Annotated in this window: 9 protein-coding genes; 6 read left to right on the top strand and 3 right to left on the bottom strand. The window is 72.0% G+C overall.

The features are described from left to right. Positions 1-430 precede the first annotated feature (430 nt). On the top strand, positions 431-799 hold the full coding sequence (locus tag E1300_RS49765) for a hypothetical protein (RefSeq protein ID WP_165502627.1): 369 nt from the start codon (positions 431-433) through the stop codon (positions 797-799). Here E1300_RS49765 and E1300_RS01695 read toward each other — a convergent pair. Continuing rightward, positions 796-3,102: a DEAD/DEAH box helicase gene (locus E1300_RS01695; RefSeq protein WP_131755046.1), complete on the bottom strand. Its 2,307-nt coding sequence runs from the start codon at positions 3,100-3,102 to the stop codon at positions 796-798. The genes E1300_RS49765 and E1300_RS01695 overlap by 4 nt on opposite strands. Positions 3,103-3,351: 249 nt before the next feature. Here E1300_RS01695 and E1300_RS01700 point away from each other — a divergent pair, with 249 nt between their 5' ends. The 5 genes from E1300_RS01700 (at position 3,352) to E1300_RS01720 (ending at position 9,481) form a co-directional block, all read left to right on the top strand. After that, positions 3,352-3,705, top strand: coding sequence for an STAS domain-containing protein (locus tag E1300_RS01700; RefSeq protein WP_021597910.1), 354 nt, complete (start codon positions 3,352-3,354; stop codon positions 3,703-3,705). Positions 3,706-3,721: 16 nt separating this feature from the next. Next, positions 3,722-4,162 (top strand): ATP-binding protein, encoded by a 441-nt coding sequence (locus E1300_RS01705; RefSeq protein WP_131755047.1) that lies wholly within the window; start codon positions 3,722-3,724, stop codon positions 4,160-4,162. A gap of 765 nt (positions 4,163-4,927) precedes the next feature. Beyond that, positions 4,928-7,366: a sodium-translocating pyrophosphatase gene (locus E1300_RS01710; protein WP_131755048.1), complete on the top strand. Its 2,439-nt coding sequence runs from the start codon at positions 4,928-4,930 to the stop codon at positions 7,364-7,366. A gap of 437 nt (positions 7,367-7,803) precedes the next feature. Next, complete coding sequence (locus E1300_RS01715) at positions 7,804-8,964, top strand: hypothetical protein (RefSeq protein WP_131755049.1); 1,161 nt, start codon at positions 7,804-7,806, stop codon at positions 8,962-8,964. A 49-nt stretch (positions 8,965-9,013) separates the two neighbouring features. Further along, positions 9,014-9,481 (top strand): SixA phosphatase family protein, encoded by a 468-nt coding sequence (locus E1300_RS01720; protein WP_131755050.1) that lies wholly within the window; start codon positions 9,014-9,016, stop codon positions 9,479-9,481. A gap of 71 nt (positions 9,482-9,552) precedes the next feature. Here E1300_RS01720 and E1300_RS01725 read toward each other — a convergent pair whose 3' ends face one another. Both E1300_RS01725 and serB read right to left on the bottom strand, forming a co-directional pair. After that, the gene (locus E1300_RS01725) at positions 9,553-11,808 is read right to left on the bottom strand and encodes an FUSC family protein (protein WP_131755051.1); all 2,256 of its coding nucleotides are present in this window, start codon (positions 11,806-11,808) and stop codon (positions 9,553-9,555) included. Between the two features lie 157 nt (positions 11,809-11,965). Next, positions 11,966-13,168 carry a phosphoserine phosphatase SerB gene (serB, locus tag E1300_RS01730; RefSeq protein ID WP_131755052.1) on the bottom strand — a complete coding sequence of 401 codons (1,203 nt, stop codon included), beginning with the start codon at positions 13,166-13,168 and terminating at the stop codon, positions 11,966-11,968. Positions 13,169-13,265 lie beyond the last annotated feature (97 nt).

Raw genomic sequence — 13,265 nt, forward strand, 5'->3', positions numbered from 1 at the left:
CGGTGTGGTCTGCTTGATTGGCCCGCTCCGCATGCCTCGCTTGGTTGGCCCCGTGGGGGTCTGCCGGCTCGGCCCGCATCGGTCCGCATGCCCAGGTCGGTCTGCTCTGCGTTAGCTGCCTGCTTGGTTCGCGTGGCTCCGCCGGTTCGGTTCGCATCATCAACGTGGCCTGCATGGTGGGTCTGCCCCGCATGGCTCGCCTGGTTGGCTCGTCCGGGCTTACCGGTTCAGTCTCGGTTGGTTTGCTTGGGTGGCTTGGTTTGCGTTGGTCGCTTGGTTGGACGGGGCTGCGGGTTCGTGTTCTTTAGGCGTGTGGGGGGTTGTAGGGCGTTTGGGTTCTGGTGTGGGAGGGCTGGCGAGGGGGGTTTGGGGGGTCTAGGCTGCCTTGCGGATTTCTCCTGGCTTGTTTGGTGGAGAGGAGACCCGCCGCATGATTTTTCTGGGGCTGGTGCTCGTGCTCGCGGCCGTGGTGGCCGGGACGGCGGTCGTGCTGGACAACACCGGGGACGCCGAGCTGGTCCTGTTCGGTGACAGCGTTCCGGGGATCACGGCGGAGTGGCACGTGTTCATGGCCGGTGCCGTGGTGGCCGTTGTTTTCATGGCGGGGGCCGGAGTGGCGGCCCTGGGGTTCCGGCGGGCGGTCAACATGCGGCGGGAGCTTCGGGAGCTGCGGGACGAGCATGAGGAGTCGCTGCAGACGCTGGAGCTGGAGCGGCGGAAGTTGCAGCAGGCGTTGGCGCAGGCGCGGCGTGGGGTGGACGAGCCGCCGGTGCCCGCGCAGCGGGTGGCTCCGAACTAGGGGGCGTGCTTCAGGAGTTCCGCGAGGAGGGTCAGGGCGCCTTCCTTGTCGAGGGGGTCGTTCCCATTGCCGCACTTCGGTGACTGGATGCAGGACGGGCAACCGGAGTCGCACTCGCAGGAGGCGATCGCGTTCTGGGTCGCGCGGAGCCATTCGGAGGCGTCGCCGTACCCGCGTTCGGCGAAGCCCGCGCCGCCTTCGTGGCCGTCGTAGACGAAGACCGTGAGGAGGCCGGTGTCGGGGTGGACGGCGGTGGAGACTCCGCCGATGTCCCAGCGGTCGCAGGTGGCGAAGAGGGGGAGCAGGCCGATCGAGGCGTGCTCGGCGGCGTGGGCGGCGCCTGCGAGGTCGAGGTCGCCGAGGGTGTCGATCTGGGATTCCGAGAGCGTCCACCAGACGGCGCGGGTGCGGAGGGTGCGCGGGGGGAGGTCCAGGGGTTTCTCGCCGAGCATCTCGCCGGTCTGGAGGCGGCGCATCTGGTAGGCGACGACCTGGCGGGTCACTTCGACGGTGCCGAAGCAGAGTGTCGCTTCGCCCCATGAGGTGGAGCGCAGCCGTTCGACGATGGAGATGTCGGTGACGTCGCGGGCGGTGGTGGAGTAGTCGGGGTCGGCGGCTTCCACGAGGGCCACGGAGTCGTCCAGGTCGAGGGTCTGCACGACGTAGGAGTCGCCCTGGTGGATGTAGACGGCGCCTTCGTGGACGGTCGTGTGGGCTGACGCCTCGTCCACGGTGCCGAGGAGTCGGCCTGTGGCCATCTCGACCACCTGGATGGGGGCGCCGCCCGCGCCGCGGATGTCCGCCAGGTCGCATGCCTTGTCGCGGCGCGTCCAGTACCAGCCGGCGGGACGGCGCCGGAGGAAGCCGCGGCGGACCAGGTCGGGGAGCAGGTCGGCCGTGGACGGGCCGAAGAGGGCGGCGTCGGCCTCGGTGAGGGGCAGCTCGGAGGCGGCGGCGCAGAGGTGCGGTTCGAGGACGTACGGGTTGTCGGGGTCGAGGACGGTCGCCTCGACGGGCGTCCCGAAGATCGCCTCGGGGTGGTGGACGAGGAAGGTGTCGAGGGGGTCGTCCCGGGCGATGAGGACGGACAGGGCGGCCTGCCCGGAGCGTCCCGCGCGGCCGGCCTGCTGCCAGAGGGACGCGCGGGTGCCGGGCCAGCCGCAAACGAGGACGGCGTCGAGGCCGGAGACGTCCACGCCCAGTTCGAGGGCGTTGGTGCTGGCGAGGCCGACGAGGGAGCGGGAGCGGAGGGCGGCTTCGAGGGCGCGCCGCTCCTCGGGGAGGTAGCCGGCGCGGTAGGCGGCGACCTGGTCGGCGAGGCCGGGCGCGGTCTCCTCCAGCGCGCGCTTGGCGCCGAGGGCGACGGATTCGGCGCCGCGCCGGGAGCGGACGAACGCGAGGGTCTGGACGCCCTCGACGACGAGGTCGGCGAGGAGGTCGCCGGTCTCGGCGGTGGCGGTGCGGCGGACGGGCGCGCCGCGCTCGCCGCGGAGCTCGGTGAGGGGCGGTTCCCAGAGGGCGAACGTGGCGGGGCCGCGGGGGGAGGCGTCGTCGTCGACGGCGACGACGTCGAGGCCCGTGAGGCGGGACGCGGTCGCGGCGGGCTCGGACGTCGTGGCGGACGCGAGGATGAAGACCGGGTCGGCGTGGTAGCGGGCGCAGAGGCGGCGCAGGCGGCGCAGGACGTGCGCGACGTGCGAGCCGAAGACGCCGCGGTAGCCGTGCGCCTCGTCGATGACCACGTAGCGGAGGCGGCGGAGGAAGGAGGACCAGCGGGCGTGGCCGGGCAGGATCGAGCGGTGCAGCATGTCCGGGTTGGTGAGCACGTAGTTGGCGTGCTGCCGGACCCAGGTCCGCTCGTCCTGCGGGGTGTCGCCGTCATAGGTCGCCGCGCGGACGCGGGTGAGGTGGAGGCCGCGGATCGCGCGGAGCTGGTCGGCGGCGAGGGCCTTGGTCGGCGAGAGGTAGAGGATCGTCCCCTCGCGGTGGCCGTTCTCTTCCGCGTCGTAGATCGCGGCGACGGAGGGCAGCAGGTAGGCGAGCGATTTGCCGGACGCGGTGCCTGTGGCGATGATCACAGAGCGGCCCGCGTGCGCGTGTTCGGCGGCGCGCGCCTGGTGCTCCCAGGGGGCCTCGATGCCGGCGGCGGCGAGCCGGTCCAGCAGGAGTGGCGTCGACCACGCGGGCCAGTCGGCGCGGCGGCCCTGACGTGCCGGAACGCTTTCCACATGGGTGATGCGGTCGCGGCGCGTCGGGTCGGCGAGCAGCCGGTCCAGGGGGGTACGAGATCTTTGAGCGCCCATCAGGTTTTCAGTCTGCCAGCCTGGGCAAAACAACGGGAACGCCCCGGCGCCAGTGGGCCCGTTCCCCCTGCCCTGACCGGTAGATCAGCAGGTCAGATGGGATGACGCGAACTTTCGCCCGAGTGGGCGATAACGTGCGTGCACGACGCCGGAGCGTGGTTGAATCACGGCGAACTCTCGCTGACGGATCGCCGCCCTGGAGGTTCGGCAAAGCGAGATCAGATTGTGCTGCACGGCGCTGGAGGATCTGTGGACCTGAAGGTGAACGACTACACCACTGACGATGGCCTGACCGTCATCAACGTGGAGGGCGAGATCGACGTCTACACGGCGCCGAAGCTTCGCGAGAAGCTCATCGACCTGGTCAACAAGGGCAAGTTCCACCTTCTCGTGGACATGGAGAAGGTGGAGTTCCTGGACTCGACCGGGTTGGGCGTGCTGGTCGGCGGGCTGAAGCGGGTCCGCGCGCATGACGGCTCGCTGGAGCTGGTGTGCACGCAGGAGCGCATCCTCAAGATCTTCCGGATCACGGGGCTGACCAAGGTCTTCGGCATCCACGACTCGATCGCCGAGGCCGAGGAGAAGCGCAAGGGCGCCAAGTAGGCGGCCTGTAGCTGAGATGGCGACCGTTGAACTGTCCTTCAGTGCGCTGCCCGTCCATGTCCGGACCGCCCGGCTGATCGTGACCGCCGTGGCCCGCCGCAGCGGCGTCGCCGAGACGCTGCTGGACGAGGTCCGGCTCGCCGTCGGCGAGGCGTGCTCGCGTGCCGTCGAGGCGCACCGCCGGCACTGCCCGGACGAGCCCGTGCGGCTGGAGCTGACCGGGGCCGACCGGCGTTTCGAGGTCATCGTGAGCGACACCGTTCCCGGTGACGACGCGGCGGGCGGCCTCCCCTCGTTCGAGGACCCGGAGGAGTTCGAGTTCGGCATGGGCGAGGGCACCGCGGAGTTGGGACTGGCCGTCATCGCCGGGCTCGCCGACGACGTGGACATCGCCGCCACGCCCAAGGGGGTCCAGATACGGATGAGCTGGCCGGCCGAAGACGAGGCGACGATCTGAGCGCACCGTCCACCAGACGCAGACGAAGGCCCCGCCCCGGCGGGGCCTTCGCCGTATCCGCCCTCGTTCCAGCGCCCCCGCGCCATATCCGCACCCCGTTCTGATGTGACCCTCGCCGTGATCGTGCCCGTTCGGCAGAAGGCGGCGCTGGTGCCGTCCGGCCGGGTCGAGGGCCGTCCGGCGGGGTCTGGGGCGTGCGGCTGGGGCGAGCCCCGTGCGGCGGGGTCTCGTTGTGTTCGTACCTGTCCGGCCCGTGAGCGGTGCCGGGGCCGTCCGGTGGGGGCTTCGTTCGGTCGTGGGTGGTGTCGGGGTCGTGTGGTGGGGGCGAGCCCTATGAATGATCTTTTGGGTGTGGGGTGGGCGGCGGTATGGGATCTTCTTCTGGGCGCCGACATATTGGGTCGTTTGCGGCCTGGACATATTCCGTGTTATTGCCTAGCTTGATTGGGGATGGGCGATGGCTGCGGCGGGCCGTTGCCGATGGATCGCGAGATGTCAAGGTAACCGCCGGGTAAGGAAGTGGTGACCCGCTCTGACCTGCGCCGATGGCCGCGGAAGAGGCTAAAAGGTCAATTTCCGGCGTAACGCGTATTGCTTTTCTGTGACATCTCCATGAAGGGGGTCGCGGCCTTCTCATTCGGGTGCGGCCTGCGTAGACTCCCGGAACCCGCGTTGCCGTGCGAGGCGTTCCAAATCCTGACTCGCGGGGTACGCGGTAAAGATCGTCTTTTGACGGTCGCGCAACGCCCCTGTCGAGGAGGACGGATGTCTGGGCTTTCCCTGTCAAGCCCGGCCAGCGCAGACGTGGATCTCGGCGGCGGCGACCTCACCTTGGTCGTCGTCGTCGCCGTGGTCGCACTGCTGGCACTGGCCGTCGCCGCAGGTCTGGTACGCGAGGTGCTGGCCGCGGGCCAGGGCACCGAGAAGATGCAGGAGATCGCGCGGGCGGTCCAGGTGGGGGCGAGCGCCTACCTGAAACGCCAGTTCCGCACGGTCGGCATCTTCGTGGTGCTGATCCCGCTCGTTCTGCTGCTTCTACCCGCCGACTCGACGTCCGAACGGATCGGGCGGTCGGTGTTCTTCGTCATCGGCGCGATCTTCTCGGCCGTCACCGGTTTCACCGGCATGTGGCTGGCGGTCCGGGGCAACGTCCGGGTCGCCGCCGCGGCCCGGGACGCGGGCGGCGAGAAGAAGGCGATGCGGATCGCCTTCCGCACCGGCGGCGTCGCCGGGATGTTCACCGTCGGCCTCGGGCTGTTCGGCGCGGCGGTCGTGGTGCTCGCCTACAAGGGCGACGCGCCGAAGGTGCTGGAGGGCTTCGGGTTCGGCGCCGCGCTGCTCGCCATGTTCATGCGTGTCGGCGGCGGCATCTTCACCAAGGCCGCGGACGTGGGCGCGGACCTGGTCGGCAAGGTCGAGCAGGGGATTCCCGAGGACGACCCGCGCAACGCGGCGACGATCGCCGACAACGTCGGCGACAACGTCGGCGACTGCGCCGGGATGGCCGCGGACCTGTTCGAGTCCTACGCGGTGATGCTGGTCGCGGCGCTCATCCTGGGCACCGCGGCGTTCGGCACCGAGGGCCTCGTGTTCCCGCTGATCGTGCCGATGATCGGCGTGATCACCGCGGTGATCGGGATCTTCGCGGTGGCGCCCCGCGACCGCGACCGTTCCGGCATGTCCGCGATCAACCGGGGCTTCTTCATCTCGGCGATCATCTCGGCGGTGCTGGTGGCGATCGCCGCGTTCGCCTACCTGCCGTCGTCGTTCGCGGACCTGAGCGGCGTCACCGACGCCGACATCCGGAACCTGGACGCGGACCCGCGCTGGGTCGCCCTCGGCGCGGTGATCATCGGGATCGTGCTGGCGAGCGCCATCCAGCTGCTCACCGGCTACTTCACCGAGACCAACCGCAAGCCGGTCAAGGAGGTCACGGGCAGCGCCCGCACCGGGCCGGCGACCGTGATCCTGTCCGGCATCTCGCTGGGGCTGGAGTCGGCCGTCTACACCGCGCTGGTGATCGGCGCGGCGGTGTACGGGGCGTTCCTGCTCGGGTTCGGCAACACGACCGTCGCGCTGTTCGCGGTGGCGATGGCCGGCACCGGGCTGCTCACGACCGTCGGCGTGATCGTGTCCATGGACACGTTCGGTCCCGTCTCCGACAACGCCCAGGGCATCGCGGAGATGTCCGGGGACGTGCAGGGCGAGGCCGCGGCCGTGCTGGAGCGGCTGGACGCGGTGGGCAACACCACCAAGGCGATCACCAAGGGCATCGCGATCGCGACGGCGGTGCTGGCGGCGACGGCGCTGTTCGGGTCGTTCCGGACGACGGTCGTCTCCGCGCTCGGCGACGCGTCCGCGGACGCCAAGGACGCGCTCGGCGACTTCGAGGTGTTCAGCCTGTCGATCGACAACCCGAACGTGCTGATCGGCCTGATCATCGGCGCGGCCGTGGTGTTCCTGTTCTCCGGGCTGGCCATCATGGCGGTCGGCCGGGCGGCGGGACGGGTCGTGGTGGAGGTGCGCGAGCAGTTCCGCACCAAGCCCGGGATCATGGACTACACCGAGAAGCCCGACTACGACCGGGTCGTGGACATCTGCACCCGGGACGCGCAGCGCGAGCTCGCGACGCCGGGCCTGCTGGCGATCATGACGCCGATCGCGGTCGGCTTCGCCCTCGGGTACGCGCCGCTCGGCGCCTTCCTGGGCGGCGCCATCGCGGCGGGCGTGCTGATGGCGGTGTTCCTGTCGAATTCCGGCGGTGCCTGGGACAACGCCAAGAAGCTCGTCGAGGAGGGCTTCCTCGGCGGCAAGGGCAGCCCGGCGCACGAGGCGACGGTGATCGGCGACACGGTCGGCGACCCGTTCAAGGACACCGCGGGCCCGGCGATCAACCCGCTGATCAAGGTGATGAACCTGGTCGCGCTGCTGATCGCGGACGCGGTCGTCACGTACGCGGGCAACGTCGCCCTGCGCGTCGGCGCGACGGTCGTCTCCGTGGCGATCATCGTGGCGGCCATCGTGGTCTCCAAGCGCCGCGCCGACCCGATCGGCGAGGCCCCGGCGGAGGCGGGCGCCAAGCCCGGAGCCGTCGAGGGCGGGGTGCCCGGGCCGGCGGTCTCCGCCGAGTCCAACGGCGGGACCGGGACCGCGGCCGAGGCTCCGGCCGAGACCGAGAGCGAGCGCCCGGCGAACAAGGCCTGACCTGCCGGACGCGGGGGCCGGTGGCGTGCGCGCCGCTGGCCCCTTCGCATGTCATGAAGGTGGGGCCCGGGTGGTGTACGGAGCTCGGGGAACCGGTCGTACGCTGTACACGGCAGGCGGAGCGAGAAGCGGGAGGCGCGCGATGGCGGGCGACGGAAGGACGACGATGTCCGGGCCCAAGGGCTTCGCGATCGTGCTCGGCGGGATGCTCGGCATCATGCTCGTCCTGTGGGCGCTGGCGGCGCTCCTCGCGCCCTGAGTCCCGCTCGAATCGGCGCGTCCGTTACCTGCGTGGATGTAGTGCGCTGAGGCTTTCCCGCAGGTTGAAGGTGGTTTACCCGGATTCCGGTTCCGGCCGTCCGGGAGCGGGCCCTTGAGGCCGTGCCGATCCGGCGGCGATTTTGGCGGCGACCGCCCGTCCGATCCCAGGAGTCCGGATGACGAGTTCGCCCCTCAGCCGCCGTACCGTCCTGTCCGCCGGTGCCCTCGCGGGTGCCGCGGCCTCGCTGCCGTCCGTCGTGCGCCCGGCGCCCGCCGCGGCGGCCGCCCCGGTATGGCGGGACGTCCCCGTCTCGCCCGGCGACGGCGTGACCACACTCGGCACTCTGGCTCTCCTGGGGCCGCATGAGGGTTGGGTGGGAGGCGGCAAGCGCACCTGGGGTCCACTCGGCCTTCTCCACTGGGACGGACGGAACTGGAGCCGCTTCCCCTTCCCGGACGACTTCGCAGGGGGTCGGCTCCTCGTCGCGGCATCGTCCCGACGCAAGGTGTGGGCGATGACGAACGCGCTGAACGCGAGCGTGTTCTGGGACGGATCCGCCTGGCGGCATGCCGACGTCCGCCGGGAGCTCCCCAGCGCCTCTACGCAGCTCAGTAGCTTCCCCGTCCAGCTCTCCCCTCAGTCCTTGTCGGCGGGTCGGGACGGGACGGCCTGGTCCGTCATAGCCGACGTCCTTAACAGCAAGTACGTCGTGATGCGTTGGGAGAAGGGCGCGTGGGTCCTGGCGGACGTGCCCGTCCCTCAAGGGGCGATGGTGGAGCTGGTGTCCGTCCGCTCCCACCGCGATGTGTGGGTCGCCGGGGGGGCACTGGACGCCGCGCTACGCAAAGCCCCGTTCACCGTCCACTGGAATGGGCGCGCCTGGACGGACGTCACGGTCCTCCCGGTGCCAGGCTCCAGCAAGTCTCAGCTGATCAGGCGGATCCGGCCGGTGTCCGCGCGCCTGGCCTGGGCGTTCCGCAGCAACGACTCGACCGGGCAGGACCAGACGCTGCTCCGCTGGACGGGCGGCGCCGCCTGGGAGGAGTTCCGCCTGCCCCAGGAGTTCAACACGCCGAGCGGTCCGCTGGCCGATGACGGCCGGAGCGGCGTGTGGATCGGCGGGAGCACGTACGGGTCCACGCAATATCTGCACTTCGAAGGCGGTGCCTGGACGACCGTCCAAGGGCCGGCGAGAACGGCCGACCAGATCGAGGTCATCGATATGGCTCGCGTGCCGGGTACCCGGACCATCCTCGCCACGGGCCGGACCACGCAGCTGAACACCCCCGAGCCGCCCGGGTACCTGGATGCGCCGTTGTTGGAGCGGTTCCACTGACCCTTTGGCCTACGGCGGGGGAGGATGCGCAGGTCCTAAGGTGAGCGGCATGCCGACGCTTATCGTGCTGCGCCACGCCAAGGCCGCCGCGGGCCTGGGGATACCCGACATCGACCGCACGCTGACCGACCGGGGACGGCGCGACGCCGCGGCGGCCGGGGAGTGGCTGCGCGCGGAGGGACTCGTCCCCAGCTATGTGCTGTGCTCCACCGCCGCCCGGACGCGGGAGACCCTCGATCGGCTGGATCTCGACGTCCAGGTGAGCTTCGAGCCCCGGATCTACGACAACGATCCCGACGAGCTGGTCGCGCTCCTCAACGAGGTGCCGGACGGTGCCGGACGCGCGCTGCTCGTCGGGCACAACCCGTCGGTGCACCAGCTCGTCCACGATCTGACCGGGCAGGCGCCGAGTGCGTTCCCGACGTGCGCGCTGGCCGTGATCGAGCTGCCGGGCGGGTGGGCGGACGTCCGGCCGGGCCTCGGCACGCTCGTCATGACCCGCACTCCCAAGGACTGACCGGCGCCCGCGGGCAGCGGCCGCGGCGCTCGAAGGCGGTCGGCGCTCAGAGGCGGCCGTCGCGTCCGAGGTCAGGACCGCGTGCGGCGGGAGGCGGCCAGCGAGTCGTCGATGATCCGGCCGACGTCGCGGCGCAGCGCCCTGAGCGTGTGGCGGGTGGCGGAGACCTGAAGGAGCGCCTGGCGGAGCGGGGTGAACTCGTCCCGGTCCACGCCCTCCTTCAGCTCGGCGCGGCGGCGGCGCGTGAGGGTGGACAGGTGGGAGTCGAGGTCGGCGAGCTCCTCGTCGAGCTCCCTGACCCACGACGGCGCTCCCATTTCCTGGTCGGCGGGCGGTTCGTCCAGGTTGGCGGCGGCCTCCTCCATCTGGTCGGCGAGGCGGTCCAGGATCTCGGGGACCGGCCCGGTGTCGACGGCCTTCTCGCGGGACATGCGGGCGACCGCGATGAGGTGGTCGCGGATGCGGTGCGCGGCGCGGACGGTCCTCTCCAGGCGCTTCCTCAGCTCGCTGTCGGGCACCCGCTCGTGACCCAGCCGCTCCAGCGCCTGCGAGACGGACGCGGCCGCCTCCTCCGCCGCGACGACCTTCTCGTGGGGCAGCCGGGTGCGCTCGCCGCCCAGGACGTCCGCGGCCGCGCGGACGAGCTCGGCGTGGACCGACAGGAGCCGCGCGAGCTGGCTGGGGAGCCGCTCCCGGTGCCCGGTCGGCCACAGCAGCCGGATGGCGAGGTAGGCGAGGAGCGTCCCGCCGAAGGTGAGGGCGATGCGGTCCGCGGCGGTGCGCCAGCCGGCGGGGGCGGAGAAGTCGAGCAGCATCATCGCGAGCGGCGTCACGAAGAGGACCCAGTAGGAGAAGCTCACCGAGCGCGTCGCGAACGCGAAGAGCGCGAGGACGAACACGATGGCCGCGACGGTGGGCTGGTCGGGCGCGAGGGTGAGCAGCAGCGCGGCGAGGACGGAGCCGACGGCGGTGCCGCCGATGCGCTGGAGGAGCCGCTCGACGGTCTCGCCGTAGGTGGCGCGCAGGCTGAGCATCGCGGTGATCGTCGCCCAGTGGCCGTGCGGCAGGCGCAGCGCCGCGGCCAGCGCCATCGACACGACGGCCGTGACGAACACGCGCGTCACCTGCCGGAACAGCGGCGACCGGGTGCGCACGGCGTGCTTCAGCCGCTCCCACTCCGGGACGGGATGCGGCGCGCCGGGCAGCTGCGGCGGCCCGAACGCGACGTGCAGGCCGCCCTCGACGATGCGGCGCGCGGAGGCGACCTCGCCCGCGATGCGGTCGATCGAGCGTCGGACCTGGGCGATCAGCGCGACCGCCACGAGGTCCTCGTCGCCGGCGAGCCCGGCGCGCCGGATCTGGTCGGCGGCGCGGTCCATCCGGCGGACGGCGGCGGACTCCTCCTCGCCGAGCGGGGCCTCGCCCGACGTCGCGATCGCGCCCGCGAGCAGCCGCAGCCGGGCGGCGAGGGCGGAGACGGCGGTCTGCGTCTCCAGCCGCCAGTCGCGGTCGGGCGGGTAGTTGCGGGCGGCCTGGAGGACGGCCTCCAGCGTCACCGTCTCGTGCAGGATGCGGGAGAGCGCGTCGATGAGCCGTTCCGGCCGGGTCGCGTCGCGCCGGCCGCGTCCCGTCCGGTAGAGCCCGTAGGTGGTGCGGGCCGCGGCGATCGCCTCGAAGGCGGCGCGGCGGCGCTCCTCCCAGTCGGGCCGGCGGGCGACCGCGCGCAGGTCGGGGTCGGTGAGCTCGACGTCCTCCAGCGGGTCGCCCTCGGTCGCGGAGATGTCCTGCGCGACGGCGTCGAGCGCCTCGGCGACGGCCTCGGCGGCCTCGTCCAGCGACTCCCGCAGCGGCCGCAGCCGCAGGGCGGGCCACGGCGCGAGCAGCAGCGCGGTGACGAGCACCCCGCCGATGAGCTCCAGCAGCCCGACGTTCAGGACGTCCGCGGTCGGCGGCCGGATCGCGCTGAGCAGGACGGCGAGGCCCGCGGTCGAGCCGATCCGCGGGACGGCGACGCCGAGCGCGATCAGCGGCGGGACGACGATGACGGCGATCCAGGTGTGCCCGCTGAGCAGCCCGCCGACCGCCGAGCCGACGGCGACCATCAGGACGCCGCCCGCCAGGTCGCGGGCGCGCGCGCCGTAGGGGCCCTCGGGGGCGCGGAGCGCGACCAGGTACGCGCCGAGCGCGATCATCGAGCCCTGCGCGGCGTGCCCGGTCAGCGCGCCGGCGAGCAGCGGCACCGCGATGGCGACCGCGGCCGCCAGCCCGTAGAACGGCGCCGCCTGCCCCTTCATCTGGGCGTACGCCTCCCGCGCACGCTGAAGCACCGCTCCTCCGCACTGTCGTCGCCCTCGCGAGCGGTCCGCTCCGCGGGCGGGGCCGCCCCCAAGGGTTCCGTGCCCGCCGCCGTCGCGATCATCTGTACCCCGTTCGGGACCCCGATGATCGTTCCCGCGACGGCGGGCGCCCGCCGGGAGCGCGGGATCAGAGGGTCGCGTCGGCCGCGTCGGCGGCTTCGACCTCTTCGCGGGAGATGCCGAGCAGGAAGAGGATCGTGTCCAGGTAGGGGACGTTGACCGCGGTGTCGGCGGCCTCCCGGACGACGGGCTTGGCGTTGTAGGCGATGCCGAGCCCGGCCGCCTGGAGCATGTCGAGGTCGTTGGCACCGTCGCCGATCGCGACGGTCTGGCTGACCGGGATCCCGGCCTCGCGGGCGAACCGCTCCAGCGCGGCGGCCTTGCCCGCGCGGTCGATCACGGGGCCGGTGACCCGGCCGGTGAGCTTGCCGTTCTCGATCTCCAGCGTGTTGGCCACGGAGTAGTCGATGCCGAGGTCCTCGACGAGGGCGTCGGTGACCTGGGTGAAGCCGCCGCTGACGATCGCGAACTTGTAGTCGAGCCGCTTCAGCGTGCGGACCAGCGTGCGGGCCCCGGCGGCGAGCCGCAGCCGGTCGCGGACCGCGTCGATCGCGGACGCGTCGAGCCCGGCGAGCAGCGCGACCCGCTCGCGCAGCGAGCCCTCGAAGTCGAGGTCGCCGCGCATCGCGGCCTCGGTGACCTTGGCGACCTCGCGCAGGCAGCCGGCGTGCTCGGCGAGCAGCTCGATGACCTCGCCCTGGATCAGCGTGGAGTCGACGTCCATGACGATCAGACGCTTGGCGCGGCGGTGCAGCCCGCCGTGCTGGACGGCGACGTCGACCTGCTGCTGGGCGGCCTCGGCGGCGAGGCCGGCGCGCAGCGCGTCGGGGTCGGCGCCGGAGACGTCCATCTCGATGCAGGTGACGGGGTTGGACGCGAGCCGCTCGATGCGGTCGATGTTGGCGCCGTTCGCCGCGACCCGGCCCGCGATCCCCGCCATCGCGGCGGGCAGCAGCGGCGCGCCGAGCACGGTGACGTGGAGCCGCCCGCGCCGGTTCGGCATCAGCTTGTTGCGGCCGGTGGACAGCTCGATCTCCATGTCGAGGTCGGTCGCGACCTTCTCGGCGGCGTTCCACACCCGCCCGATGTCGGCGCCCTCGGTGTAGGCGAGCAGGACGCCGAGGACCAGCCGTCCGCGGATCACGACCTGCTCCACGTCCGCGACCGAGAGCGGGAACTCGGCGAGCGTGCCGAACAGGCGCGACGTGACCCCTGGGCGGTCGCGGCCGGTGAGTGTGATGAGCAGCGTGCGCTGTGCTGACCCGTCCATGCTGTTCACAACGGTACCGGCCGGGGCGTGTGTCTCGCCCGTGACGTCCATCATGCAAGACGGCGGGCGGGTGGCCGGCCGGTGAACATCGGCTCGG

It is taken from the genome of Actinomadura fibrosa (assembly GCF_900659615.1).
GTDB lineage: Bacteria > Actinomycetota > Actinomycetes > Streptosporangiales > Streptosporangiaceae > Spirillospora > Spirillospora fibrosa.